This window comes from Bradyrhizobium sp. ORS 278 (genome assembly GCF_000026145.1).
Classification (GTDB): domain Bacteria; phylum Pseudomonadota; class Alphaproteobacteria; order Rhizobiales; family Xanthobacteraceae; genus Bradyrhizobium.
This window is the reverse complement of the sequence record NC_009445.1, coordinates 3,805,176-3,830,511: the sequence shown is the minus strand read 5'-3', so window position 1 is coordinate 3,830,511 and position 25,336 is coordinate 3,805,176. Positions and strand designations below refer to the sequence as shown.

General features: G+C 64.9%; 25 protein-coding genes. All 25 read right to left on the bottom strand.

Annotation, left to right across the window (positions count from 1 at the left end):
* Nucleotides 1–46 precede the first annotated feature (46 nt).
* Entirely contained in the window at nucleotides 47–1,174 is a 1,128-nt protein-coding gene (locus tag BRADO_RS17065) for a hypothetical protein (protein WP_041756625.1), read from the bottom strand.
* A gap of 71 nt (nucleotides 1,175–1,245) precedes the next feature.
* Entirely contained in the window at nucleotides 1,246–3,417 is a 2,172-nt protein-coding gene (locus BRADO_RS17060; protein WP_041756623.1) for a hypothetical protein, read from the bottom strand.
* A 35-nt stretch (nucleotides 3,418–3,452) separates the two neighbouring features.
* Nucleotides 3,453–4,853: a hypothetical protein gene (locus BRADO_RS17055; RefSeq protein ID WP_011926570.1), complete on the bottom strand. Its 1,401-nt coding sequence runs from the start codon at nucleotides 4,851–4,853 to the stop codon at nucleotides 3,453–3,455.
* Nucleotides 4,854–5,112: 259 nt separating this feature from the next.
* Nucleotides 5,113–8,910, bottom strand: a complete 3,798-nt coding sequence (locus tag BRADO_RS17050; protein ID WP_041756622.1) for a host specificity protein J — start codon at nucleotides 8,908–8,910, stop codon at nucleotides 5,113–5,115.
* Nucleotides 8,910–9,314: an NlpC/P60 family protein gene (locus BRADO_RS17045; RefSeq protein WP_011926567.1), complete on the bottom strand. Its 405-nt coding sequence runs from the start codon at nucleotides 9,312–9,314 to the stop codon at nucleotides 8,910–8,912. Before BRADO_RS17045 ends, BRADO_RS17050 begins: the two co-directional genes overlap by 1 nt.
* Before the next feature lie 15 nt (nucleotides 9,315–9,329).
* Nucleotides 9,330–9,833: a DUF1833 family protein gene (locus BRADO_RS17040; RefSeq protein WP_011926566.1), complete on the bottom strand. Its 504-nt coding sequence runs from the start codon at nucleotides 9,831–9,833 to the stop codon at nucleotides 9,330–9,332.
* Nucleotides 9,830–10,189: a hypothetical protein gene (locus tag BRADO_RS17035; protein WP_011926565.1), complete on the bottom strand. Its 360-nt coding sequence runs from the start codon at nucleotides 10,187–10,189 to the stop codon at nucleotides 9,830–9,832. The genes BRADO_RS17040 and BRADO_RS17035 overlap by 4 nt, the downstream gene beginning before the upstream one ends.
* A gap of 1 nt (nucleotide 10,190) precedes the next feature.
* Entirely contained in the window at nucleotides 10,191–10,439 is a 249-nt protein-coding gene (locus tag BRADO_RS17030; RefSeq protein ID WP_011926564.1) for a hypothetical protein, read from the bottom strand.
* Between the two features lie 14 nt (nucleotides 10,440–10,453).
* Nucleotides 10,454–12,577 carry a hypothetical protein gene (locus BRADO_RS17025; RefSeq protein WP_011926563.1) on the bottom strand — a complete coding sequence of 708 codons (2,124 nt, stop codon included), beginning with the start codon at nucleotides 12,575–12,577 and terminating at the stop codon, nucleotides 10,454–10,456.
* A gap of 1 nt (nucleotide 12,578) precedes the next feature.
* Entirely contained in the window at nucleotides 12,579–12,836 is a 258-nt protein-coding gene (locus BRADO_RS17020; RefSeq protein ID WP_244422833.1) for a hypothetical protein, read from the bottom strand.
* A gap of 77 nt (nucleotides 12,837–12,913) precedes the next feature.
* Nucleotides 12,914–13,360: a hypothetical protein gene (locus BRADO_RS17015; protein ID WP_011926561.1), complete on the bottom strand. Its 447-nt coding sequence runs from the start codon at nucleotides 13,358–13,360 to the stop codon at nucleotides 12,914–12,916.
* A 9-nt stretch (nucleotides 13,361–13,369) separates the two neighbouring features.
* Nucleotides 13,370–14,602 carry a phage tail tube protein gene (locus tag BRADO_RS17010; protein WP_011926560.1) on the bottom strand — a complete coding sequence of 411 codons (1,233 nt, stop codon included), beginning with the start codon at nucleotides 14,600–14,602 and terminating at the stop codon, nucleotides 13,370–13,372.
* Nucleotides 14,603–14,630: 28 nt separating this feature from the next.
* On the bottom strand, nucleotides 14,631–15,077 hold the full coding sequence (locus tag BRADO_RS17005; protein WP_011926559.1) for a hypothetical protein: 447 nt from the start codon (nucleotides 15,075–15,077) through the stop codon (nucleotides 14,631–14,633).
* An 11-nt stretch (nucleotides 15,078–15,088) separates the two neighbouring features.
* A complete protein-coding gene (locus BRADO_RS17000) occupies nucleotides 15,089–15,559 on the bottom strand; it encodes a hypothetical protein (RefSeq protein ID WP_011926558.1) in 471 nt (156 codons plus the stop codon).
* Between the two features lies 1 nt (nucleotide 15,560).
* Nucleotides 15,561–15,863 (bottom strand): hypothetical protein, encoded by a 303-nt coding sequence (locus BRADO_RS16995; RefSeq protein WP_011926557.1) that lies wholly within the window; start codon nucleotides 15,861–15,863, stop codon nucleotides 15,561–15,563.
* 3 nt (nucleotides 15,864–15,866) lie between these two features.
* A complete protein-coding gene (locus BRADO_RS16990; protein WP_011926556.1) occupies nucleotides 15,867–16,247 on the bottom strand; it encodes a hypothetical protein in 381 nt (126 codons plus the stop codon).
* A gap of 5 nt (nucleotides 16,248–16,252) precedes the next feature.
* A complete protein-coding gene (locus BRADO_RS16985; RefSeq protein WP_011926555.1) occupies nucleotides 16,253–16,867 on the bottom strand; it encodes a hypothetical protein in 615 nt (204 codons plus the stop codon).
* A gap of 2 nt (nucleotides 16,868–16,869) precedes the next feature.
* Complete coding sequence (locus tag BRADO_RS16980) at nucleotides 16,870–17,085, bottom strand: hypothetical protein (protein WP_011926554.1); 216 nt, start codon at nucleotides 17,083–17,085, stop codon at nucleotides 16,870–16,872.
* Nucleotides 17,086–17,097: 12 nt separating this feature from the next.
* Nucleotides 17,098–18,366, bottom strand: a complete 1,269-nt coding sequence (locus BRADO_RS16975; RefSeq protein WP_157872581.1) for a hypothetical protein — start codon at nucleotides 18,364–18,366, stop codon at nucleotides 17,098–17,100.
* 72 nt (nucleotides 18,367–18,438) lie between these two features.
* Nucleotides 18,439–18,891 carry a hypothetical protein gene (locus BRADO_RS16970; protein ID WP_011926552.1) on the bottom strand — a complete coding sequence of 151 codons (453 nt, stop codon included), beginning with the start codon at nucleotides 18,889–18,891 and terminating at the stop codon, nucleotides 18,439–18,441.
* 69 nt (nucleotides 18,892–18,960) lie between these two features.
* Complete coding sequence (locus tag BRADO_RS16965) at nucleotides 18,961–20,271, bottom strand: phage major capsid protein (RefSeq protein WP_011926551.1); 1,311 nt, start codon at nucleotides 20,269–20,271, stop codon at nucleotides 18,961–18,963.
* Nucleotides 20,272–20,464: 193 nt separating this feature from the next.
* Nucleotides 20,465–21,199, bottom strand: a complete 735-nt coding sequence (locus BRADO_RS35035; protein ID WP_157872580.1) for a hypothetical protein — start codon at nucleotides 21,197–21,199, stop codon at nucleotides 20,465–20,467.
* 99 nt (nucleotides 21,200–21,298) lie between these two features.
* Entirely contained in the window at nucleotides 21,299–22,159 is an 861-nt protein-coding gene (locus BRADO_RS16960; protein ID WP_157872579.1) for a S49 family peptidase, read from the bottom strand.
* A 5-nt stretch (nucleotides 22,160–22,164) separates the two neighbouring features.
* Nucleotides 22,165–23,490 carry a phage portal protein gene (locus tag BRADO_RS16955; protein WP_011926549.1) on the bottom strand — a complete coding sequence of 442 codons (1,326 nt, stop codon included), beginning with the start codon at nucleotides 23,488–23,490 and terminating at the stop codon, nucleotides 22,165–22,167.
* Nucleotides 23,490–25,229 carry a terminase TerL endonuclease subunit gene (locus BRADO_RS16950; RefSeq protein WP_011926548.1) on the bottom strand — a complete coding sequence of 580 codons (1,740 nt, stop codon included), beginning with the start codon at nucleotides 25,227–25,229 and terminating at the stop codon, nucleotides 23,490–23,492. The genes BRADO_RS16955 and BRADO_RS16950 overlap by 1 nt, the downstream gene beginning before the upstream one ends.
* Nucleotides 25,230–25,336 lie beyond the last annotated feature (107 nt).

The window sequence follows — 25,336 nt, the reverse complement described above, 5'->3', positions numbered from 1 at the left end:
CTTCCACGGGCGGACCTTGCTGTCTGGCCGGACTACCGGCGTCAGATCATCGCTTGGAGTCGGCGATCAATCCATTCTGAGTGGCCTTTGCGCCCCCCGGAATTCGACGGCCATTCGTAACTAACAAGGCTTGGCCGCTTACTATCGACGTTCCGATGGATCCCCATCCAGTCAACTGAGGATCTCCATTTAGATAAAGCTGGCTCGCGCCATGAATAGACACCATGCGACCAACCCGCGGTTGCTCGCTCACACGCCATGGATACCATGTCCCCTCGGGCCTGCTCACCGGCGCGATCGAGCCATGAATGCGGAAGCGACCTCCGCCCTCTTCCATTCTCAACAAGGAGTCGAACTCGCCGTCGACCAAGAACCCATCCATCAAGGCCGCCCCGGCGGTCGGACCATCGAAGTAGATCGCATTGTCGTACTTACCGGCTCCGACAAAAACGGGCGTCCCTTCCATGTCGAGTACGCCGTTGTTGTGCACGAAGATATGGCCGCTGTCGCGTGCGTGAGATCTGTTGCACTGGAATCGAATAGACGACGTTGCGGAAAATTGATTCAGGCGAACGTCAATCTCGGCATTGTCCCCCACGACGATGCACGGCCCGGGTGTTGTCCAGGTGAACGATCCCCGCCCGTATGGACTGATTTGCACGAGATTACCCCCTGTTGCCTGCCCACCGAGCAGCAACGGGTCGGTAAATTCCTGGCCCACGCTGACGGCAATGATAGGCGTGGCTTGCTGGAGATCAAAGTCCCGCTGGATGACTTGCGCGGCCGCGCCGATCGTGCGCAATGGCGTGTCGTCCGACAACCCGTCATTTTCATCGTCGCCAAGAGCGTCCACGCGAACGGTTTGAGGTCCATTTATGCGCCAGCGCCCAGGCGTCGATTTTGCGAACCATCTGCCATCCCGGCGCACGACAGATACTGCCTGACCTGGATAGAGCCGAGGGTTCACCGTGCTCGGAAAGCCAATCAGCCGCTTTCCGCTGGCGGAGTCTGCGTTAATCACCCAGATATCGCAACCTTCGGCCATATCTTCGGGGAGAGTAATTCGCCTGAAGCCACCTTTCGCCAGAAACTCCGACCCACACTGAAAAGGAGTTTCCAAATCGGCGCCCGCTTTCGAGACGAGCGTGGAAACAAACAGGGCGGCCATAATCATCAGAGATTGTATTAGTCGCATGGCACTACTGTGCCCATGGAAGAACGGGCTCGTCAAGCTTGCAGGGAGGCCTAGGGGATGCCGTACACCTTGATTGTCCCTGTCAAGTTGCCGCTCGAGGCAACCACCTGGAACCCGGTCACTGCGGCATTGCCGCCTGTGTAGGCGCCTGAGAAAGCATTGCTCACGTAAAACGTCCCGTTCGTGTGGGTGCTCTGGCCATAGATGGCCTTCGGGGCCGTCGTGTTCGACGGCGTGATGATCCTGATGGTGCCGGACAGGCCATTGCCCGTATTTTGCACCGTCGCCGTCTGCGAGATCTGCACCGCGCCGGTTGCGTTCGTGATCACCGTGCCGGATCCTGTGGCGACATTCGCCCCGAGATACCCGGTCGTCTGGAATGTCCCGCTCACCTGGACTTGCAGGTTGAGAGTCACATTGTTCGTTGCAGCGAAGACGTTTTCGACCACGAGCTCATAGGCGGGATACGTCGCCGTGAGCGAGGTGGTGTCCGACAGCGACGCCACACCGGAGCCCGTCACGGTGTTCAGCAGCACCGGGCTTCCGACGATGGCGCAAGTTCCTGACGTCGTGATCACACCGCCCGACAGACCGGTGCCGCAGGTGACGCTCGACACGCCGCCACCAGACGCAGCTCCCATGGACAAGCACGACCATTTGCTGGTGCCGTCGCTTGAACACTCATATCCACCGTTGGCAGCGGTGATCGTTACCGACGTGCCTGAGCCGTTGATCGTGTCTGACCCGGCTCGCGCGATGACCAGCGTGTTGACGCCGGTCACAGTGCCCTGCATGTCCGCGATTTTGATCGTGAACGAGGCGCCGGAGCAGTTCGCCGCCGGCAGGGTCCAGGTACGCGAGGCCGTAAACGCCGCGTTGGTGTAGGCCATGCGTTCGGTGCAGGCGAGTGCTGCCGCCGCGTCGCCGTGCGCCGTGCCGGAATCGCCGTAGACGTTGAGGCCAGAGGATTGCCGGGCCGCCGCCGCCGTCACCTGCCCCGTGCCGCCCTCGGCCTGCGACACGACCGTGCCGACCGACCAGGCATCGGTGCCAGTCCGCCGCGCGAGGCCGGTCCCGGTCAAGCCCTCAAGGGCCGCGAGATCATTGGCTAGCGCTAAGGTCGGATTGCCGGCGACCCCGTCGCCATTGCCGATGGTGATTCCCGCGGCAGGCGCCGTGAAGGTGCGAGCCGCGGCGGTCCCGGCGCCAGTGCGCGCGATCATGCCGTTGCTCGACAGCGCAGCCAACGCGTCGAGATCGGCATCCCAGGCCTCGACGTTGGTGCCGACGACGAGCAACAGCAACGACCGCATCTGCGTCGCGGTGCAGTCCTCCGGATCGCCGGTGCCTGCCGTGGTTCGGCACTTGCTGGAGCCATTGGCCATCTGGGCAAGCTTGGCATTTGTGACGCTGTTGGCCGCATAGGCCGCCGTCGCCAAGGTGCCGCACCCAATGGTGTTGCTGCTCTCTCGGAAAGCGCAGGACGATCCGGCCGTCGCCTGGATATCGGCAACGTTGCCGGTGGTGTTGGCGCTACGGCCGATCAGCGACAGCGCGCCGCCCTGGCGCAACATGGTGTCGAGCACCTTGTTCGCACCGATTGCCGTGGCGCAGGATCCGGCCGTCGTCGAGACGTCGCCGGTCAGCGCCGCGAGCTGCGAGCAGGCGATCGAGCTGAGCAGATCGGAGAACGACGGCTGCGCACAACCTGGCACACCCGACGTCGATATCGCGTTCAGCCAATTCGAGGTCGCACAGGCTTTGCTTTGCGTGCCGCCGAGCGTCGTGGCGCTCGGGTTCGGCAGCCGCGCCGCCGGCAAGGTGCCCGCCGTCAAATCCGCGGCGCTGCCGGAGGTGGCGACAGCGACGATCGGCGCACCCTGGCGGTACGGCGTCCAGCTGTGCGCGGTCGTATCCAATGCACCGAACACCACCCAGGAGTAGCCGTCATAGCGCTTGAACAGCACCGGGTTAGACGTTGTGTCCGCCCAACACTGATAGGCTAGTGGCAGCGACGACGGCCCGTTGGCCGGCGCCGAGGCTCCCCAGTTGCAGCTCGCCAGCGCTCGGATACCCGGGTTGAGCCAGGAGTTGATCAGGGTTGCCATCGACATCGGGCCGGCGGAGGGCATCACCAGCGAACCCTGCTCGGCCGCATGGACGGGGCCGAGCGCGAGCATTGCGGCAACCGCGATGGTGCCGGCGAGCTTGAACAGCTTCATCGGATGGTCCTGTTGTTGATGGGTAGACGGAGAGATCAGGGCGTGACGCGAACGACGCATTCCGCGATCAAAGTCGGCGGCACGATCGCGTGCGCGCCGCCGCCGCCGGTGTTCTGAATGGTGATGCCGATCGTCGCGTTCGAGATGGTGAGATTGTTGATACCGCTCCCACCAGGGCCCGGGGCCAGCGAGCCAGTGCCGGTGAAACCCTGGAAGACGCTGGGCGACGTGGGGTGCGAATGGCCCGGGTCGGTGTAGCCGTGATTGTGGCTCGGCATTTCGGCCGTGATCAGCGTGTGGCTTTCGGACCCGCCGGTGGCGCCAAAGACGTTGCTTGCCGCACCGAAATAGCTCGAGGTCAACCGGTTCGCTAGCGAGCCCGGATCGCTGCGGTCGCGGCCGGCGAGCGTCCGTCCGCGGCAATCCGCGACGCCGACCGTCGTCGCGTCGCCACCGGTGCCATACCCCGTCGTGAATACCGTGACGGCCGAAGTGCCCGAGGAAATCACGCAGCTCGATGAGTTCAGCGTGATCGCGTTCGACGTGACGCTGGCAATCGCGCAGTTGGCGGCGATGCCAGTACCTTCCACCGGCATGCCGGCCCCGAGGCCGTCAGTATTGGCGACGCTGGCGATCGTCGCGCTTCCCGAGGTGCGCGTCCCGTTCTGCACCCGCGTCACCTTGGCGAGATACGCCGGATAGGAGGCCCGCGATAGCGCCTGGCCATAGCCGGCGACGTGCAGCGGCGGCACCCCTTCCGCAAACGAGAATGAGGGGCGGCCGACGGCCGAGATGTCGACGGGAATGCCGGACGCCCTCGTGTAGCTCGTAATCTCCCAATTGCCGCTTCCGAGATGGGTGACGATGGCGCGGTCGCCCGCCGCGGTCACGAGGTCGAAGCCGCCGGGCACCGTGAGCGCGGCCGAGTTGGTCAGCTTCAAGGCCGCGGCAAACCGGATCACCTTGATGATCCCGATCGGCGCCGACGCGCCGAAGCCGGTCAAGGTTGAGGTGCCAGTGATGGTGACGTTGGCCGGCAACACGCTGCCGAGGTTGATCACCGGCCCGGTCGCGCTGTCGATCGAGCCCGGCGTGCCGCCGCCGATCACGCCGGCATAGGAGCTGTCGGACGGATCGAGCGCACCGATCACAGCCCAGCCGCCATTGACGTATTGCTTGACCACCCAGGGCGTCGCGGAATCGTCGATCCAGCACAGGCCGTCGACCGCGGCGCCGCCGACATTCGCCGGCGCCGTCGCACCCTTATTGCAGCTCGCGATCGAGCGAAACGCGTCACCGATCTTCTGAGAATACTGCACGCCGGTGTAGATGCCCGACGTCGGCGGCACCAACTCGTTTTGCACGGCCAGCGCTGCCACCGTGGTAGCAGCAATCAACGCGGCCGCAAATGCAGCCGCGCGCTTGAAGCGGGTCATGGAGTGTTCTCCGGATAGGCGATGAGGAGTTTTTCCGCCGCGCGCCCGGGCATGGTGGTGGACGGTGGCGTTCGCGGGTGGCGCTACTCAGAACAGGCCGTTGATTGCGGCCAGATATAGATCCGGCTAAGTTTTGCCTTCAACCGGAGGGCAAACCCATGGAATGGGTATTCGCGGCAGGATTGCTGGTGGTCGTCATCATCGCGGCCAGCAAGGACGACATCGACATGTGGTCCATCAAGTGATGCGGCCTATCCACTTAGAACCCGCGGACGAGCAGGTTGACCCCGGCACGCGTGACGTTGCTGCCGGCGTTGACGACAAAGACCCTGCAGCCACTCAAGGTCACGTTGGTGACCTTCACCTCGTCACCATTGGTCCCGTTGACGATGGCGCGCTGGACGTGAGGCACAGGCGAGCCGTTCGGACCACCGTTGAACGGGGTGGCTGCAGCACCCGACGTCGGCGTGCCGTTGTAGCCGCCAGAATAGAACGTGACGTCGAGGCCGGTATCGGGAACGGTCATGGCCGTGTAGTCATCGGTGCGGTCCGGGACATCGACGAACCATGAGAACTTCGTCCCGACAGCGCTGGTGTCCTCTCGTCCCGTGATCAGCACAATGCCGGCTTGAAAGTAGCGCGCCACCCGCGTGCCGGTGGCAATGGCGGTCCAGTCGCCCCAGGCGATGTCGGCCGAGAACACATCCGTCGCCGCGAAGACGTCGGCCGGCGCGAACACGTCGTTGCCGGCACCTGTCGCGAAACGCCAGATCGGGAAGGCGTCGATGTAGCGCGTCGGCGAAGTGCCGAGCACGTCGGCCGAGGCCAGCACATCGGTCTGTGCCAGGAAGTCGTCGCCTTGCAGGATGCCCGACGCCTCAAATTGCGTCCAAAACCGGCACTCTGCGGCCTGCCCGATATTGACGATGATGGGCGAGACGTAGATTGCGATATGCAATCCCGACAACTCCAGCTGACTCACGATCTCCGTGGCCCAGGGCAACGTCAGGGTCGCCGTTGGAGTGGTTCGGATGAAACTACCGTCGATAACGCCGCCCTGCAGCTGGCCGGTCCACCCCTCGATCTGCTCGTCATGCGAGACGATGATGTTGCGCGCGATGATGGCGCCGAGCACCGTGATCGAGGCCGAGTGAGCGCTATAGATCCTCGCGCTGAACGGACTGAGCACATAGGCCCTGACGTGATAGACGCCGTCGCCGGTTGTGGCCCAGGGCGGCTGCGCTACCGCATCGCCGACGACGAGCCCCGTGTCCCAGGTCGAGCCCTTGCGGATCTCATAGAACAGCACCCTGGAATCATCGACCACCGTCCAATCCAGCACCGTCTGGCCGTCGACCGCGCGAATGTGCAGATTGGTGATGTCGCCGGGAACGGTCGACAGCCCCGCTAGATTGAGCGCATTCAACACCGCCCAGTCCGACACCGTGGCGTCCGCGAACACGCAGCGGACTCGGAACGACCAGATGCCGGCCGAGGTCAGGGGGACGTCGACCGTCATGGTTGGCGCGAGCACGTGCGCCGCGGCGGTCCAGTCGCCGCCGGCATCGTCATCGCGCAGCTGCACGTCGAACGAGACGGTCTTGCCGAGACGCGGCAGCTGCCACACCAGCCGCACCAGCGCCCGCGCCGTGGCGCCGCGGCCGTCGATCACCTCCAGAAATCTGAACGAGCGCGGCGGGAGGCTGAGCGGATCCGGCGGCACCGTGACGTGCGGATCGTAGTCCGGGATGTCGCCCTGGTCGGCTGCCGCGATCTCAGGCGCGTCGTCGACCAGGCCGAGCGTCGCGTTCAAGTCGCGCTGATGCGTGATCGAGCGGACGCGATAGATCGCCGTCTGCCGTCCGGTCTCGCCGAACGCAAACAGCTCGCCGCCCGAGAGCACCGAGAGATCGCCGACCAGCGTCAGGGACTTGTAATCGCCGGGGACCATGGCGCCATCGACCGCGCGGGTGATCGACCTCGCGTCGTCGGCGATGCGGAAGGTCAAGCCATAGGTCTTGCCCGTTTCGATCGTCACCTGCTCATCGACGGTCACCACCTGCCCGGCGATGGATTTCACGCGACCCGACGCCAGCCCGACGAGCATTGCGTCATGCGTGACAGCGACACGGTCGCCCCTGGTACAGACGAGGTGCTCCCAGCCGACAGACAGCGAGATATTCTCCGGCCTCAAGCGCGACTGCGCGATGTGGAATCGGCCGTGGCGCCAGATCAGTCCGGGATCGGTGACACCGGGAAATTCGATGCGCTCGAACAGCGTCGCATTCGAGGCGTCATAGCCGTCGTCATAGACGGTGCGCTCGTCCTGCGTCCAACCATTGGCGGCGTTGATGAACGGCACGCGCCAGCCGTGCGGCCGCTGCGCATAGGTCCGCTGTCCCTTGAAGCCCCAGGAGTTACGCGGCGTGAAGTGCTGCACGACCGGATCGGCCGGCCGGTCCCAGACCACGCCCCACTTGCCGTCGATGAAGGTCGGGACCGCGCGGCCGGCGGCGCAGATCCCGAGCAGGCGATCATAGACCGAGGCGGAATCGGTCAGCACCTTGTTGAACTTGAATCCGTTCGCCACGCAATAGGTCCACCACTCCTGAAGACTGGCGAGGTCGATGCCGCTATCGGCCACAGGACGCGCATTGGCCGGGCCCTGCAAGACATGGCGGAAGAGATCCGGCGGCCAGCTCGACGGCTGGTTTGCGACCCACGCCGAACCGTTCCAGGCCTTCACTAGCGAGGTCGTGACGCAGTTGAGTGTCGAGATCACGCCCGACAGCTGATTGGTCGCCCTGATGCGTACCGCCAGGAGCGCAAGCGGCTTGTCGAAGGAGATCGGCGCCGCCGATCGCAGCGAACGCAGTGAGGTCCATGTGACCTGGTCGCGCGCATATTTCGGATCGGCATCGCCGAGCGGCTTCTGGCATTGCACCTCATACTGGCCGCGCGCGACCGCGATGCGCTGCCCCCGGCGGATCGGCTCATAGGAACGGGTGAACACGGTCTGCGGCCCCGTGGTCCAGCTGGCGGCACCGACCTTGCGGTACCGCATCTCGATCGTGAACGACCATGAGATGTCGTTGCCCTTGCTGTCGGTCATGTTGATGCCCGACGGCGCCAGGAAGTCGACCGCGATCTCGTCGGTGTCGACAGAGGTCACGACGCTGTCGGACCACGGCGCATGGCCGGTCAAGCGCGGCGGATCGGCGCGGTTTTGCAGCGCGATCGACAGCGCCTGCTCGTCGACCTGGCCGGGATACAGCGTCACCGCGGCATCGCCGGCATAGCCCTGGCGCAACTCCGTCTGCACGTCGGCGTAGGTCCCGATCGCGGTCTCGCCGATCTGAATGCTTTCGACCTGCAGAGGGCCGTAGCCGAGCACGAACAGCAGCCGGAGATACTGATCGTTGCCGACGATCTCGGTGTAGGCCTTGGCGCCGTAGAACGGCGACTGCCTGTGACGGCCGAGCACCACGGGCACCGTGCCGTAAGGGTTGGCCTGGTTGTTGGCGCCCTGGATCGAGTTGAGCGGCGCGCCAGAGCCTTGCGCCGACAGCTCCGGCGGACGGATCGGAAACAGCGCGTTGAGCGCGAGCGAGCCCGCCAGCATGATGACGCCAGCGCCGATCGCAATCGCCGTCGTTGCGGCAATGGTCACACCGATCGCGCCGGCTGCCGCGATGATGCCCGGCGCAAGATAGGGCGCCGCGACCAGTGCTGCGACGGCGATCACCACGGTCGCCACCGTGCGCCAGACCGGATTGTTCTGCAGCCGCGGGACAACCACCACGGTCGCGCCCGGCTTGACGCGGATGCGGCCGTAGTTCTCCGCGCGGATCGGATGCTCGCCGAGATAGACCGCGAAGTCCGCGCCGCTCGATCCTGCACAAAGCTGCAGGATCTCGGCGATCGAGAGCCCCGCAGGCACCTCGCAGATCACCCGCCGGCTCGACAGCGGATGCGCACGCCCAATCACGCGCACGGTAGCGAGCGGCGAGAGGATCTCGCCGTCGAGCGCGTGGCGTTGCAGGGAGTTCGCGTGCATCAAGCAATGACCGGTGCTGTGTAGCGGTAGAGGCCCCTCACCCGCTGCGCCAGCGGGCCGCTGCGGTAGCGTTCGATGCGGCTGGTGCAGCCAAACTGAACGTGCAGCACGAGGCCAGGCTGCACGACGACGCCGATGTGACCGATGCCGCCAAAGCCGCGCATCAGCACGCCGTCGAGCGCCTGCTCATGACCTGCCGGGATCTGCGACCAGCCGCCGAGATTTCCGGCGATCAGGCCGGCAATCGCCTCGCGATCCGCTGACGTGACGTAGTCCTCGGCAAAGCTCGGAAGCTCCAGGCCGAGCTGCTCGGTATAGACAAGCCGCAGCAAGCCCCAGCAATCGCAGCCGGCGCGCGTGCGGCCGTGCGACTGAAAGGGAATGCCGATATAGCTGTCGAGCATCGGGAGAGCAGCCGATCAGTAGAATAGGCCCGGGAAGCTCGCCGGGTTGAACGAGCCCGATGGATACGGCTCCGACGTCAGCGGATCGATGGTCAGGTCAAAATTGAGCTCCATCGTGTCGTACTCAAGATTGGTCATCTGGAAACCCGGGAACGAGGTCTCGACAGTGTCGAGATTGGACGCCGCGACCATTTCGATATCGACCCGCGCAGGCGACGAGACCGAGCGGGCCAGCGGGATCAGCTCGCGGGTCACGTTCGAGATCGTCAGCTTCGAAGCTGGCGCCGACTTTTCCTGCTCATCAGGCAAGGTCAGCGCGACGCCGGCATAGTAGTAGGTCTGCGCGCGGCTCACGGTGCCGTAGACCAGCGGATCGGTCGACAGACGCGACGTCGGATCGGTCGACAGGCGGATCGGCGTAGCAAGCTCGGGATGCGTGATCGTCAGCAGGAAGATCGGCACCTCGCCGCTTTCCTGCGCAAACAACTCGCGGCGAAAGTGGAGAGAAAACACCCTCATGGCAGCACCAGCAGCTGAAAGCTGTATTGGAAATTATCGCCGCCGAGCGGCACCAGCACCGGCAGCTGACCCTTGACGAACTTGACCAGGATCAACGTTCCCGTGCGCGGGTCGGGAAACCAGAACGGCAGCGAGCCGCGCGCCAGCGTCGTCACGAAGAACGCTTCGAACGTGTCGACCTGCGCCGAGGTCAGGATCACGGCGCCCGCCAGCGGCCGCGCGACGGCCGTCGAGCCGAGCCGCGTGATCGGTGGACCGCGGTCCGGTGTCGCCTCGACCAGGCCATCGCCGATGCCGAGGCTCGCGCCCTGCAGCTGCAGGCGCTGCGGCAGCCCTGCCGGCCAGGTGTCGGCCATGTCAGCCCTCGGCCCGCTTCATGTCGATCAGCTGTGACGGCACGGTCTTGGTCGCCTTGGCGATCTCCGCGTCACGGGTCGCGGTAAGCCTGACGATGGTCTCGACATGCTCCGGTACCAGGCGCGCCATGAACTGCTCGTGCCGGATCCTGCGATCGGCAGCCGACGCCTGCGCCATCTTGTGGATCGCATAGACGACCACGCCGGCAGCCATCGCCGCGATGATCACGGCGCCCTTCACCATGTCCATGGTTCTCTCCTCTCCTACCGGCTGGCGAGCCGCCCGCGCGCGCTGAATTGATCCGTGAGGACACGGTTGACCGCACCGCCCGGGCGCGCGGCGCTCTTGGCCGCGATCTGGGCAATGGCGACCTCGATATCGATGCCACCATTGCCGTTCTGCGTCTGCGTTACCGCGCCCTGCGCATTCGGGCTCTCGATCAGCGTCACGTTGACCTGCGGCGCAGCGCTGCCGTATTTGCGCGCCAGCTGGTCCGGCCAGCCAACCTCCTCACCGCGGCGCGCGATGATCGGCACCTCGTCGCCGACGATGCCGCCGCCGTGGAAGCGCCGCGCATGATCGAACGTCGCGGGATGCACCAGGCGCATCGGCATGCCCGGATCCCCAGCCATGCCGCCGCTATGATGGATGGCGGCGAGGCCGTCGAGGCCAGCGGCCGACGGCGCGGCCGCGGCGCCGCTGCCGACACCGGGGACGCCGAATGACGACACCACGCCCTGCAGGCTGCGCAGCAGCGGCTCGACAATCAAAACCTTGTTGATCATCTGCAGCAGCGCCTGGCCAAACTGGTTTGCCATATCGAGGGCGCCCTGCGCGATCTTCTTCTGCCCGGTCTCGATCGCGACCAGGCCCGGGACGAGCTGGCTCTCAAGGCTCGAGGTGAGGCTGCGGGTCGCTTCGTTGAAGCGGATCTGCGCAGCCTCGGCCGAGTTGAGCGCGTCAGCGACATCCGGATAGATGTCTTTCAGCCGCTGCGCGATGGCGAGATCGCCCTGCGACAACAGCGCCGTGTTGCCGGCAAAGCGGATCTCGGCGTTGACCTTGGCCTTGGCGAGCGCCGCCGCGGCATTGCCAGCGCGTTCGGCGAGATCCGAGAAGGTCTCGGCGAAGCGCTCGGTATCCTTGATGCCGGCGCGCTGCGCGGCCGCGTAGAGCAGCGCCTCGGCGCGCAGGCGCTCCAACTCGCCTGCGCCTGCGCCAGCCGCGTCAGCGTCCGCCTGCAGCTTGGCGATGTGCTTCTCGATCGCGTCGGTCGCCTTCTCGATCTCATCCTTGCCGCCCATGCTGGGCAGCACCGTGCCGTTGCCCTGCGAGCTGCTCGGATAGATGTTGACCCGCTGCGGCTTGTCGTAGAGCCCCTGCACCTTTTCGAGGAACGCATAGGCCTGATCGAGACTGACGTTCTCAGGCAGGCCGAGCATGCCGGCGAGGTTGCGCGCCTTGAACGCGGCCAGGCCGCTGCCGCTCGCGTCGCCCTTCAGCCCCTCCAGCATCTCGGTCAGACGATGGACGTCGTTGATGGTGTCGCTCAGCTGTGCCTTGCTCTGGTCGTCGATCGGCGTCAGCCAGCGCCCGACCGAGCCGGAGACCGCGCCGATGCCGTCGAGGATCGAGCGCGCCAGGTTGGCAGCCTGCACGAGCAGCGGCATGATCCCGGCCAAGGTTGCCTTGAACTGCAGATCCCAGGCAGCGACGGCCGATTTCCACTCGCTGTTGAAGGTGCGCGCCTTGGACACGGTCGCATCGTCGATGATGATGCCGAGATCCTGCGCCTTCTGCTTGGTGGCCTCGAATTCCTCGACGCCCTGGCGCAAGAACGGGATCCAGGACGCGGAGACGCCGACGATCGCGGCCAGGCGCTGCTGCACGGCCGGCGTCGCGCCCTCCATCAGGCCCATGATGTCGGCAAGCGCCTGCTTGGCCGTCTTCAGCTCGCCGCCGGCCTGCCGGATCGAGAGCCCGTTGGCTTCGAACAGCTTGCCGAATTCGGTCGCCTGCTGGCTGGCCTGCGTCAGGTCTGATGTGATCTTGTCGAGGCCCGACGCGAAGTCCTTTTCGGTCAGCCCCTTCGATCTCGCCGCGTAGAGATCCTCCTGAAACTCTTTCAGCGACATGCCCGCCAGCTCGGCATGGTCCTGCAGATCGACCAGCTCCTGCGACTGCCTGCCGACATAGTCGAACAACGAGCGCAGGCCTGCGACCGCCGCGATCGAGGCCGCACTCACGCCGGCAATCGCCAGCGACATCGAGCCCGCCGACGACACGCCCTTTTCGGCCGCATCGCTGGCGCGGTCCATCGCGTCGGAATAGCGCTCGGCGCCCGACGTATCGGCATCGATGACCAGCTCGGTGACGGTCTCGGACATCTCAGTCTTTCTTGCGGTAGAGATCGTCGAGCATTTCGATCAGCTCGATCTCGAAAGGCGACAGGCGGATGCCGGTCAGCCGCATGAAGGCGTCGAGATCGGCCCAGCCGATCGGCTCGATCGCCAAGCCGACGCGGCGCCGCGCGCTGAGGCGACAGAAGCCGTGCCAGGCGCGCTCCAGCTCGGCAGGCAGCGGCGGCACGGACAACTCCGCCTCATACTCTGCGCGCTTGTCAGACCGCAGCGTCGGCCGCGACATCAGGCCTTCCAGCATCTCGCGATAGGTGACGCCGTCCTCGACGGTCGCGAGCGCGAAGGTTCGTTCGGCGAAGGCCCTCAGCTCGTCGCGGAGGGCTGAATAAAATTTACCTCGTCGCGGAGGAACTCCGACACCTGCTCAAACAGCCAGGCCTTGCGCCGATCGCGCAGCAGACCGCGCGCCGCGTCGGCCGAGAACTCGATCAGCTGGCCGTCGAATTTGATCGGCGAGAACGACTTGGTGCGCGCGACGATCGCCTCGACGTTCTCGGCCGTGATCTCGGCGAGGCTCTGCTCGTCCTCTTTCCACTTGCGGCCGTTGGCCTGCGCCTGGCGTCGCGCCGCGGCCTTCTTCAGCGCAGCCTCCGCGACGCGGTTGGCGAGGCCCACGGTGACCGGATGGCCCGGGCCGTAGAAGGTCCAGACCCAGCCGGTCGGGGCGAGCGACTTGGGATGGCGGATGTCGAGCGTGGCCTCGTCCTGCGCGTCGAGCGCGGCGAGATCGAGCGTGTCCTGGCTGGTCATGGATGGTCCTTAAGGCGCCGTGGTCTGGAACGAGATCATGGTCGGATCGAAGCCGGCGGCCGTGTTGGTGGCGGCGCCGACCAGCGCCGCCGGGATCGAGATCGTCTGCGTCCGTCCGCCGCCCTGCTTGGAGAAGGCCGAGGGATCGACGCCGCCGAGCGTGAAGTTCGGGACGAAGATCGACAGAAAATCCTTCGGCTCGGCCATGTTGTCGACCGCGAGGATCTGCAGCGAATACTGCGTCTCGGCGATGAAGTCCGACAGATAGGTCAGGCTCTTGCGCAGCGCCGTGATGTTCATCGACACCTGCAGCGCGCCCGTGAACACGTCGGGTGAATACTTCTGCGCGCCGGAGCCGAACACGGGCGTGGCGGTCGGCTGAATGTTCATGGTGAGGTCGAGCCCGGTCAGCTCGACGACGTCGATGCCGCCGACGCGGATGGTGGCGTCGACGACCGAGAACGGCACATCAGATGGCGCCGTGGTCGAGGTGTAGTAAGGCGACGACGCCGTGCCGAGCGCCTGGATCTGGCCGGTGCCGGTGCCGCTGACATCGGCCATCATCAGGCCGTTGGCGGCCATCGAGAACTTGACGCCGCCGAACACGAAGTCCTGCGCCAGGGTCGACTGGTCGATATCGCCCTCATACTCTTCGAGCGTGAAATAGGTCGGCACCAGCGAGGCCGGATTGATGATCCGCTTGCCCGGCCTGGTGATCGAGCACGTCGTGTCGGGCGTGGCGTTCACGGTCAGGGTCTCGGCAGTCGTAATGGTCGTCGACGACAACGCGGCAATACGGATGTTGCGGCCGTTGTTCGCGGCATCCGGCAGGCCCGTGGCTCGAATGACATCGCCGACGCGATAGCCCATGGTGATCGGATTGCCCGACCCCAGCACGATGCTATTCGCACCGGTCGTCAGCGAGGTGAAATCGGCCTGCGTCTTGGTGAGCACCGAGCTGTCCCAGGCCGCAGCGCGCATGATCGCGAGGATGATCGGGTCGATCGAGCCGAGCGACACCTCAGCGTTGTAGCTGGCGACGACGCCCTGCGTGCCGTGGCGGCCGCGGGTCGACATGCCGTCCTTGCGCAGCTCGTTGGAGACGATCGCCGCCTTCGAGAGCTTCGCGCCCTGGCCACCGGAGAGCCGCAGCTGATTGGCGCCAGCGCCGCTGGCCGCGGTGCCGAGCCCCGTCTGCGCCTTGTAGGCAATCAGGGCGTTGAAATTCGACTGATAGGGCATGGCCGTGCTCTCTCCGTTGCTGGTCGGATCAGCCGATCCAGTAGAATTCGAAGGGGATGACGACGGTCACGGCGAAGTAGTTGCCGTCGTCGCTTTCGGAATCGCCACCGCGAACGGTGGCACCGCCGCAGATGACCTTCACCCCGGGCTCGGTGTTGTAGAAGGTCTTCGCGCGGAAGATCGCGCCGGCCTGGCCGGCCAGGACGAGATGATCCGGCATCGCGTAGCCCTTGGGCGCGAACACGTGGATCATGATGTTGCCGGTCGTCAGCCAGAGCTGGCTGCCGGGCAGGCCGACGCCGCGCAGCTGCTCGGTGACCTGCAGCACCTCGAAATAGACCCAGGGCGCAGGCGTAGCCGGCGGCCAGGGCTGCGACGGCGGGTCCTCGTTCTGATAGACGATGGGCACGGTCGGCGTGAACTGCGCCACCATGCGCGCGCGCATCGCGGCGACGGCGCCGGCATAATCGGCCACGATGCTTCTCCCTATCGTCCGCGAATTTCGAGCGCCGGCTGGCGCACCAGCCAGTCCTGGCGAGCTTTGGCTGACATGCGGCGCCCCGGCCGGATCCGGCGCGAGAAGCTGGCGAAGGATTGGACGTCGCCGAAGCGGACCGGCATGAACGTGAATTTGACGACCGCCTGATTGCCGAAGCGCGAGGCGACGACCAGCGCGGCCTCCTCATAGACGTGACCAGGGACAGTCATCCGGCCGCGGCCGATTTCGATCTTGCGGGCGTAGGGCACGGGGTTGGAGATGTTGATCTGGTCACCGGGGCGCCAGGCGCGGACATCGCCATCGGACACCACGTGACCGTTGAGAAACACGGTATGCGAGTCCCGGTACAGCCCCGGATGCCGGTCGCCCTCGGCACCAACCGGCGAGCGCTCGCGCAGCGTCTCCAGCGCGAAATCGACGACGGCCTGCATCGGCTGATAGCGCAGCACGATCCGCATCTCAGGGCACCTTGACGAGCTCGTCGGCGCGGCCGGTGACGATCTCCTGCACGTCCAGCGGGATGATCGCATTCTCGCGCGCGCGGTCCATCTCGGCGCGGATGCGCTTGACCATGGCCTTGCGCGCCCCGCGCAGCGCTTCCATCTTGGCGGTCTGGATCTGGCGCCGCGCCTCAATCGGCGCGAGGCCGGTGCCGGTCACCAGGCCCTTGGCGAGCAGGCCGATCTCCTCACCCGTCGACATGTCGTCCTGGATCGCGTCGAGCCGGCGCCGATAATCGGCCTCGTCGAAGGTGCGCGTCATGGCCTAGCCCTTGACCATGATGACGAGCGCAATCAGCACGCCGCCGACGCGGCGGGTATCGTCGTCGATATCATCGATGGCGAACTCGGCGCCGCGAAAAAACAGCCGGTCGGTGGCCGTCGCCAATGGCAGCAGGCTGGCCAACGATACGAAGCCGGAGCCGAGTGCGGCCAGGGGATCGTTGACCAGGATGACACGCCGGCCCGCCTGCACGACCTCGCCGACCAGCGGCTTGGCGCCGGCGCCGATGACACGGCCGCGCGCGACCGCCTTGGAGGCGATGGCCCTCGACGCACCGGTGCCCGCATAGCGGCGGACGGTGACGTCCTCGCCATCTTCCGCGAGCAGGCTGCGATGCTGATCGAGCGCCTCGGCCGGCGTCATGTGCCCTACTCCCAACGCTCCGACCAGAGCAGCGCCGAGGCCGCCTGCGGCAGCGCCTGCGCCGAGAACTGGTCGAACTGATAGTGCTTCTCGCCGACGCCGATGACGCTATCGCGGCGCAGAAACGGGTTCTGGCTGCCTAGCGAATAGAGATGGCGCACGGTCAGCTTGATGGCCGCCTTGACGTTCTCCGGCACGCTGGCGGCATCGGCATAGCCGGCGTTGAAGGCAATGACGATCGGCTCGGCGGACGTCAGATAGACCAGCGGCCAGACCAGGCCGAGCTTGGGCATGATGCGCACGGTCGGCCCACGGGTCTGCACCACGTAAGTCGCGGGATCGAGCGTAACCTGCGCCTGCGTCCAGTCGACGTATTTGATCGACAGGACCGCCGACTTGTCGACGGGCGCGATCGGCAACTCGAGTGGGCGCCGCCAGCACGGCAGGACCCACTCCGCCGTGCGCTTCATGAAGAAGCGCTGCGTCTCCGACTCGGCCGCCAGCGTCGCCGCGAGGATGAGGCTGGTGACTGTCGTGTCGTCAGCCGAGGCCGGCAACTGCGCCTTAGCCTCGGCGAGCGAGACCGGCACGGGCCCGGTTGTCGCGGTGATGCGGAGCATGATCAGCCTTGCGCTAGCGAAGCCGGCGACTGGCCGACGTAGTTGAAGCCATCCGCGAGCGCGTCCTGCTCGGCGACATAGGCGCGGACGACATCGGTCGAGACGGAGCCCGCGCCCACTTGCTCAGGCATGGCGTCGTCGAAGAACCAGGTTGCCGGCGGATTCGAGTTGGGCGCGACCTGCGGAACGCCCTTGAGCATGATTTGCCAGGCGGCCATTTTGCGCCCCCACTATTGATAGATGATGTTCACCATGACGTCGCCAGCGCCTACAGCGGTGGTGTCGTTATCAGCCGGAGCGCCCGTGATGGCATAGCCGAGGCCGAGCGTAGCCTTCCAGCTCCATGAGCCGACCAGGTCGAGAAGCGAGATCGGCACATTCTGCGGAAGCGGGATCGTGAGAACAGGCGTGTCAGTGCCCACGACCGGCGCCGTCGCCTTGTTGTAGAATTTGAGGTAGCGGACTGCAGCCACCGTGTTCATCACGAGGCCGCCCCAGATCAGGGTCTGGCCGGCCTTGACGAGCGTCGCGTTTGTCGTGGCCGCCGAGGTGAGTTTGTGCGCGGCCTGGATGTTCTGGTTGACGGTGACGGGCGTAGACGCAGCAGTGACCACGTTGACGGCAACGGCCTTGCTCGCCAGCTGATCGCCCTCACCCGTCGAGATCTGCACGCGTTGTTCATAGTTGTCGACCACGAGCACGCGCTGGACGGTCACCGATGTCGCCGACCCCGGCGCCGTCGGATTGCGGAAGCGCATCACCAGCTTATAGAGCCGCTTATCGTTCGGGCATTGGGACGAGACCCGCGAGCCGCCCGAGGCCTTCGCAGCCACCGAGTCGACCGATGCCGTTGAAACCGTGATGTCTCGGCTGTCGATCTCGATCAGGCATTCCTGCGCCGTGGTCCAAGCCGCGCCGGCTGCGCCGGCATTGCCAACCGCCTTGGTCGACGAGCTGTCGCCGATCGCCTCGGCCTGGAAAGCGGTATTCGTCCCGCTGAGACCGAACTCGGCGCCGCCGCGGTTCGTGAATTCCATCGAGCCGTTGCCGTCAGCGGCGAAGTTTGGATTGAGCAGCGGAATGCCGCTTGCCGGATCTACCTCGCACAGGCCGATATAGATCGAATTTCCTGCGACCACCTGCGACTTCGAGAGGATGACGAGAATATCCTCTTTGCCTGCGAAGATCTGCCGCGAGAGATACCAGCGCTCGGCGCCGGTCGTGGTGCCCATGTTGACGGTCAGGCCGGAGGCCGACACGCTGTCGGTGATGCCGGCGATGCCAGATCCGATCTTGGCCTGGCTGAAGGTCGCGACCGGCGCGCTCTGCAGCGCGGACACGGCCACGTTGGCAACGACCGCAGGCAAGCCGCCGTCGATGACGTCCCAGACTGTCGCATTGATTGCGCTGCCTCCGAAGTCGTCGGACAGCAGGCTGTCCATTGACGTCCCGGAGGCGACGGTCTTGCCGTTTGGCGAGGAATATTCCGCGGAAGCCATGGGCTGAAGATCCTGTTCGAGGAAACCGGACGCGAGCCCCGCGAAGGGCTCGCGCACTCACGCAACAGACGATCAGATGATCTGCGCTTCGCTGGCCGCCTTGTTGTCGCTGGCGAAGCCGAAGCGGGGATCGACGCCGAACACGGTGCCGGCAATCAGCGTGGCCGCGACAGCCGGGGTGATCGACAGGCGGAACCACTTGAAGCCGTTGTTGAAGTCGAGATCCTCCTGCTTGAGGTTGATCACGGCCTGTTTGTTGTCGTCGGTATTGGCCTTGGTGAACTGCACGATGGCCTTGCCGGTGACATCCTTGGCGCCGGTGCCGGTGTTGTCGGTCGCCTGCTGCAGCTTGGCGTCGACGGTCGCGGCGGCGCCGATGGCACCGAGCTGCACCATGGACAAGTAGTTGTGGAAGGTGGTCGCATCGATCCAGCCGGAGGTCTGGACGGCGGCCGCCGACTGCGGCGGGATGGCGCCGACGATGGCGACGCGCTGGGACGGAAGGAGTGCGGGAGCTGCGGTCATGGGGCTTGCCCTATTGAGTTGTGACGGACGAAAGACGGCGCGCCGGTCGGCGCGCGGCCGGAGGTGTCATCAGCGAGCGGCGAGCGCCACGAAATGCGACTTGGCAGTCGCACCCTTGGCCGGCTGGACCGGCTTCGACAGATAGGGCTGGCCGCCGGCACGGATGATCCAGCGGAAGGCGGTCAGGTTCTGGTCGAAGAACAGATGGATCGACGCCGCGAAGTCGATGCCGCCGCCCTGCTTGGTCGCCAGCGCATAGCCGGAGAGATCGGCCAGCACGATGTCGCCGGTCGTGCCGACCGTCTGGCAATGCTCGTTGAACAACAGCGGGTCGCCGGCCAGCGTATTCTTGAACGGCGAACCGGTCAGCGCCTGGTTGACCGGCAGGAAGGCGGCATTGTTGCCGATGGTCATGGTGCCGAGCTGCGGAATCGTGTCGCGGTTGGCGAGCCAGATCGGATTTCCGCCGGGCATTTCGAACAGCCGCGCCATCATCTTGAGGATGTTGGCGGTCACGATGGTGCCGGCCGACTGGCCGCCTTCCGCCGGCGCCGTCACCAGCGCCGGGGACGCCATGAAGCCGAGCGGCTTGCCGTTGCCGTCGCCGAAGCACACGGCTTCGAACAGCTTCCAGCGGATCGCGCGCGCGGCCTGGACCGTGATGCGGTTCTGCAGCCGCGGCGCGTCATCGAGCACCTCGTTGGTCGCGAGCACGAACGCATACAGCTCGTGCAGCTGCAGGATCTCAGGCGTCAGGGCTGCCTTGCTGGCGATCATCTGCGTGCCTTCCGAGCGCCAAGCCGCCTGGACACCCGCGGCACCCCACGGCGTGGTCTCATCCTTGACGATGCCGACCGTGTTGCCCTGCGTCGGTTCTGGATTGCAGAAACCGAGCAGATCATTGTCGGCAAACACCAGGCTCCAGATCTGCTCGCGCCATTCGGTCGGGACCAGCACACCCTCACCCGACGACCCCTGGTTCTGCTGATAGCCGGAGGCAGCACCGGTGATGCGCGGATCCGCGATGCCGGCAACCTGGAAATTGCGCACGGCGACGGCGAACTCGGCCAGATTCTTGAAGCCCGCGGTGCGGGCCGGATCGCTGTCGTTCACGACGGTCGCGAGAGCCGGGCCGCCGAGCGCCGTGGCGCCGAACAGGCGGGCGCGCGAGGCTTTTCTCTCCTCGGCCGCGATCTCGGAATCCAGCTGCTTGACCTCGGCCTCGAGCGCATCGACCTCGCCCTCCAGCTTGGTCAGCTCGGCCTGCTCGGCCTCGGTCAGATCGGCCTTGTCGAGCAGCGCATTGAGACGGTCGAGCTTGCCTTTGCCGAGCCTGGCCTTCTCGGCACGGGACGCGCGCAGTTTCTTGAGATCCTTCATGGGATCGCAACTCCTGTTTAGAAGATTATGAGGGGAGCCCGGACGACGCAGATGCGATACATCCTGCGGTCCGGGCGGATGCAGAATGCTCGGGAATAGGGGACACTGCTTAATGCAGTCAGTTTTCAGAACGGATCCGACGCTACTACATTTAACGATGGCTTTCGGTACTTTGGCATGGATTGGCTTATGACTATTTATCGCTCTCGGGCGCTTCGCTAACGAATACCTCGTGGCGAGAGCACCTCGTCAGCCATCGGGGGAGGCTGACTCGCGCAAATTGATCAACTAACGACAGATCCAATCGCCTGCGTTTCGGCCATACAAGGCCTCGTTTCTCCAAGAATTGCGAAGCGGCTTTTCTGACCAGCGCCGCCGGGCGAAGAACCCGCATCAATGTTCCCGATGGATTGTAGTGAAAACCCGCAAGGAGAAATCCGAAGCCAACGTAGTTCAATGCTCCGGGAAAACCCCACCTAAAGAAATCACCAACACCGTCAAAATAAGCGTACCCAACCGATGTGCCGAGTCCAATTCCGCCGGCTCCGATTAGAAATTTCACCAAGCTAAGAATAGCGGCGCTTCCAATTTTTCGTACAAATTGAGGCGGTGATGCGCACCCAAAAAGGCCCGCAAGAACATATGCCAATATCTGCGGTCCAACTCCGAGGTATAACAGGCCGGACGCGAACAACAGTTCGTCATCGAAATCAGTGAGAGCGAGATAAATATAATCGTACTGACCAAATAGATCTAAAATATCTTTCCCTGAATGCAGCGCTCGCACTTCTACTGCTAGAAACACGAGAAAAAAACCGGAGAATATGTACCATAAGATATAGAGTTCACGCGAATGTCTTTCGCGCAACGCTAGGCTGCCAGCAACTAGGATAAACAAATTAATCGCGACATCAATTACATGTCCCAATTGCCGCCTCCATGACCCCGCTGCTAATAACTTCAGTTTATATCTTTGTCTATTTCACGCAACTCGTTTACATCAGGTCCCATCAAAGACGCTCGACGATCATTCGAAGGTGAACGAGGAGCGGCGGCGATTGCCGATCATTGCCGACCTCTTTGTCATGCTCAGCCTCGATACTAATTCATCGAACGTTGAAATGCGGTCAACCATACCGCGGGCAACCGCCTCGCGTGCGCCGAACATGCGGCCCTGGCCAAAATCTTCCTTCACTTTCGACTGCGTCACACGCCGGCCGGAGGCGACGGCGCGGATGAAATCGGCGCCGGCATCGTTGACGCGCGATTGCAGGTTGGCGCGTGCCTCGTCCGACAGCGGGCCAAACGGATGCGCCTCGTTCTTCTTCGGCGACTGTTCCGAGCGGATCATGGTCACCGTGATACCGGCATCTTCGAGCGCCTTGGAGTAGTCGACGTGCATCACCATCGCGCCGATCGAGCCAACGTCGGCGGATGGCGTCATGACGATCTCAGAGGCCTGCGAGGCGATCCAATAGGCGGCAGAGGCGGCCAGCGTGTTGACGCAGGCAACGCACGGTTTCCTTTGTGCGGCCTCGGCGACTGCCGCCGCTGCCTCCGCGGTGCCGGCGACGGTGCCGCCAGGACTGTCGACGTCGAGGATGATGCTGCCGACATCGGCGTCAGCGGCCGCGCGCGCGACCTGCGCCGCGATCTGAGCGAGCGAGGAGCCGTACCAGCTGCCCCTCGGCGTCAGCGGGCCGGAGACCGAGATCAGCGCGATCTTGCTCGGCTGCGTCGGCACACTGGCCACGGCCGCGGCGCGCTGTTCCTCGCGGGCAATCGCCCGCGCGAGGCAGCCGGTCAGCGCCTCCAAATCGAGCGCCACAACGGGGTCGATCGCGGAGATCTGCGCGATGACCTTCTGCAGGTGCTTGTCCTTCGCCATGGCGCTCAATCCTTGCTCGGCTTGTTCTCGTTGTCGGCACCGTCGCCGTCATCGCTGCCGGCGCCATCGGCCGCGCCAGCCGCCCCGCTCTTGGTCTGCGGATTGGTGTAGTCGTCGCCGCCTTCATCCGTGCGCGGCGACATGTTTTCGAAGCGCCGGATGTCGTTCGCCGAGAGCCATTCGCCCTGTCGGCCGATCAGATAGGCGCGATAGCGATTCAGCAGGTCCCCGCGCAGCAGTCCGGCGAAGTTGAATTCGATGAACAGCTCCGCATCCTGGCCGCCGAGGAAATCGCGCTCGGCGCCCTGCTCGATCGCAATGGCAAGCGGCGCCAGGCAGTAGACGACGAAATTCAGCGACTGCTGTTCGATGTTCGAGAACGTCGCCCGATCGAGCCGGCCGGCAAGGTGCGGCGGATAGGACCACAGGCCAAACACGTCGATGTCGCTGGCCTTCTCGGTCTCCAGCAGCTGCGCCTCGGCGTTGGTGACCTTGATAGGCGTGTAATCGACGCCATGGGTCAGTAGACGGTCGCGATGCCGGTTGCGTCCGGTGCCCATCGCGCGCCAATTGTCGAGAAACACGTCGCGATCGGCCTTGTCCTTGAACGTGCCGGGATGCTTGATCACGCCGCCGGACTGGCCGTTGTTCGCAAACCAGATGTCGCCGTATTCGTGCACGGCGATGGCACGGGCAAACACTTGCTTGGCGGTTGCCCAGATCGGCTCGCCGAGCAGCCCGTCCTCCTGCAGCGGGTTACCGCGAATGTGCCAGATCTCGTCGTCGCGATAGGTCTCGGTCGCGATCTGAGCGCCCTGCACGATCGTCCGCGGCGGATTGAACGTGTAGTACAGATGCCCGTCGATGCCGCGCTCCAGCTTGGCAAAGCGCTTGGGATGCAGGATCTCCAGCGAGCCGGCCGCGTAGTCATCGGCGCCGGGTTCGCCCGGAATGACGCGGCAATAGCCGTTGCGATAGTACGAGACATGCCACGCCAGCTCGCCGATGAATTCGGCCGGGGTCTGGCGCGCATTCGGACGGCAGCCGAGCAGCCGGGAAATCGGATGCTGCGGCAGCGCCTCGCGCGCGCCGTCTGCGCCCTTGCGGAACACCGTCACCGGCAGCGATGACATCGCCGAGGACAAGCCCTGGCGCACCGACTGCACGGCCGCGAGCTGCGACACGCGCTCATCGTTGACGACGACGCCCGCGATCGAGGGATATCCGCCGCCCCACCAATGCTCGCCCCAGACGTCGCTATGGTCCATCGCGCTATCGAGCACGCTGGCCATGCCGCGCAGCGCCCATCCAAGGCCGGAACGAAGTCCCATCAGACCACCATCAGGATGTCGGAGCCGGTCACCAGCAGACCGGCTTGAGGATTCCAGCTCATCAGGATCGTGGCCTGCAGCAGCGCGATCAGCGGGTCGATCTTGGCGCGCCCGGCGACCTGCTTGGTGATCATGTCGGCGTTGCCGCGCTGCTCAACCTTGGCGTTGCCAACGACCCAGGTCATCAGCGCCTGGTCGGCGTGGAAATACGTCCCATCGGCGAGCTTGAGATCGAGGCCGTACACCGCGGGCGCGAGCGCCGGGCCCTGCAGCAGCCGGCGGATCATGTCCTCGGTAATGCCACCCGCGAACAGCGCTTCGAACAGCGCCGCGGCGCGGTTCGGATCGATGCCGACCGCGTTTTTTTCAGGCAACAGGCCCGACGCCTTGATGCAGGCGACGAGACTGGTCAGCTCGGCCAGCGCCTCGGCGACCGGAAGGATCGAGAACGTCCCCTCCTTCTCGAAGTCGTCGAGATGCGCGGCAATTTCTTTGCGCCGCTCCAGCACGATCGGATCGGCCCAGCCGTAACAGACGGACAGCCAATGGCGCGTGCCCTTCTCGCGGCCCATAACGGCCAGGCCGAGCAGATCATCGCGGCCGCCACCGTCGACGCCGATCACGACCACCTCGGAGCGCTCCAGAAGCGCCTCCAAATCGAGCGTCTCGTCAGCCTGCGCGTCCCAAAGATCGGCGCCGGACCAGCCGTCGTCGTTCGTGCCGGTGCCGATCTCGATATTAAGATGCTGCGAGGCCCAAACGCTGACGGCGTCCGCACCCTTCTCGCGCTCGCTGGCAAAATCGGCCAGCATCGACGCGACCGTGATGGGACGGTTGATGTTCGGCATGACCATCGGCCAGACGGCGGGATCCATCCAGCGCGGCTCGACGCCGTGCTTGCGTTCCTCGCGCGTCAATGTCGCGATGTCGCGAGGCAGTTCGTAAAGCAGCGGCAAGGTCGGACGGATGATCTTGCCCCGGTAGAGGCCGTCGCGCACGTTCCGAACGAATTTCAGCTCGCTCTTGAACGCGCCGGCCGGCGCCTCATCGCTCTGCGTCGTGGTGATGACCAGCACGCCCTCCTCGGTCTTGTCGAGACCGCCGCGGATCTGGCGCAGCACGCGCGAGGTGTGCGCGCGCTTGCCGAGCAGGTGCAGCTCGTCGAGCAGAACGAAGATGAGAGCCATCGCGCCGGTCAGGATCTTCAGATCGAAGCTCGCGATCATGATCTCGGACTTGGTGACCAGGTCCTCGATCGTCTTGTCGTAGTCACGCGGCTTGAAGCGGCGCCGCAGATCCGGCGATTCCTCGATCATGCCGACCGCCTGCTCATAGGCGCGATCGGCGACGGCCTGCGTCTCGCCGAGAAACAGCGCGGTGCCACGCGGCCGGAAATTCATCAGCATCGCGACGATCATCAGCGCCGCCGAATAGGTCGTTTTCGACGATCCTTTCGGCACGAGCGCGAAGAAATCGCGGATCATGCGGACCCTGTTGACCGGATCCCAGGAGCCGAACACGGCGCGGACCAGGTCGCGGAACCATTGGCCGGCGGCATCGCCGAGGCGCGGCGTCCCCGGCACGTCCGGCAGCTTCAGCTCGTCGAAGAACGCCAGCCCCATGTCGGCCTCATCGGCGAACAACGGCAGATCCGGCAGCAGCGAGCGCCCGTTGCGGATGCGATCTTCCCAATCTGGGCAGGAGGTGTCCCAGCAACTCTTGTCGCGCGGGAAGCTCAACAGCAGCCCCTCCAGAGGTTGAGTTTGATTCGGATTCTTTTTCGACTACTATCGCACCATATCGGGCGATCTTAACCTGTCTGATCCAACAGTTAGGTCGGGTGCAG

Bases quoted from the DNA above. Each gene is read 5' to 3' on its own strand.
- BRADO_RS17010 (WP_011926560.1), bottom strand. From the start codon at position 14,602: ATGCCCTATCAGTCGAATTTCAACGCCCTGATTGCCTACAAGGCGCAG.
- BRADO_RS17045 (WP_011926567.1), bottom strand. From the start codon at position 9,314: ATGCTCGACAGCTATATCGGCATTCCCTTTCAGTCGCACGGCCGCACG.
- BRADO_RS16970 (WP_011926552.1), bottom strand. From the start codon at position 18,891: ATGACCGCAGCTCCCGCACTCCTTCCGTCCCAGCGCGTCGCCATCGTC.
- BRADO_RS17065 (WP_041756625.1), bottom strand. From the start codon at position 1,174: ATGATTATGGCCGCCCTGTTTGTTTCCACGCTCGTCTCGAAAGCGGGC.
- BRADO_RS16980 (WP_011926554.1), bottom strand. From the start codon at position 17,085: ATGGCCGCCTGGCAAATCATGCTCAAGGGCGTTCCGCAGGTCGCGCCC.
- BRADO_RS16965 (WP_011926551.1), bottom strand. From the start codon at position 20,271: ATGAAGGATCTCAAGAAACTGCGCGCGTCCCGTGCCGAGAAGGCCAGG.
- BRADO_RS17000 (WP_011926558.1), bottom strand. From the start codon at position 15,559: ATGCGGATCGTGCTGCGCTATCAGCCGATGCAGGCCGTCGTCGATTTC.
- BRADO_RS17060 (WP_041756623.1), bottom strand. From the start codon at position 3,417: ATGAAGCTGTTCAAGCTCGCCGGCACCATCGCGGTTGCCGCAATGCTC.
- BRADO_RS17030 (WP_011926564.1), bottom strand. From the start codon at position 10,439: ATGGACATGGTGAAGGGCGCCGTGATCATCGCGGCGATGGCTGCCGGC.
- BRADO_RS17015 (WP_011926561.1), bottom strand. From the start codon at position 13,360: ATGACCAGCCAGGACACGCTCGATCTCGCCGCGCTCGACGCGCAGGAC.
- BRADO_RS16955 (WP_011926549.1), bottom strand. From the start codon at position 23,490: ATGGGACTTCGTTCCGGCCTTGGATGGGCGCTGCGCGGCATGGCCAGC.
- BRADO_RS16995 (WP_011926557.1), bottom strand. From the start codon at position 15,863: ATGACGCGCACCTTCGACGAGGCCGATTATCGGCGCCGGCTCGACGCG.
- BRADO_RS17035 (WP_011926565.1), bottom strand. From the start codon at position 10,189: ATGGCCGACACCTGGCCGGCAGGGCTGCCGCAGCGCCTGCAGCTGCAG.
- BRADO_RS17055 (WP_011926570.1), bottom strand. From the start codon at position 4,853: ATGACCCGCTTCAAGCGCGCGGCTGCATTTGCGGCCGCGTTGATTGCT.
- BRADO_RS16990 (WP_011926556.1), bottom strand. From the start codon at position 16,247: ATGACGCCGGCCGAGGCGCTCGATCAGCATCGCAGCCTGCTCGCGGAA.
- BRADO_RS17050 (WP_041756622.1), bottom strand. From the start codon at position 8,910: ATGCACGCGAACTCCCTGCAACGCCACGCGCTCGACGGCGAGATCCTC.
- BRADO_RS17040 (WP_011926566.1), bottom strand. From the start codon at position 9,833: ATGAGGGTGTTTTCTCTCCACTTTCGCCGCGAGTTGTTTGCGCAGGAA.
- BRADO_RS16960 (WP_157872579.1), bottom strand. From the start codon at position 22,159: ATGGCGAAGGACAAGCACCTGCAGAAGGTCATCGCGCAGATCTCCGCG.
- BRADO_RS16985 (WP_011926555.1), bottom strand. From the start codon at position 16,867: ATGCTCCGCATCACCGCGACAACCGGGCCCGTGCCGGTCTCGCTCGCC.
- BRADO_RS17025 (WP_011926563.1), bottom strand. From the start codon at position 12,577: ATGTCCGAGACCGTCACCGAGCTGGTCATCGATGCCGATACGTCGGGC.
- BRADO_RS17020 (WP_244422833.1), bottom strand. From the start codon at position 12,836: ATGTCGCGGCCGACGCTGCGGTCTGACAAGCGCGCAGAGTATGAGGCG.
- BRADO_RS16975 (WP_157872581.1), bottom strand. From the start codon at position 18,366: ATGGCTTCCGCGGAATATTCCTCGCCAAACGGCAAGACCGTCGCCTCC.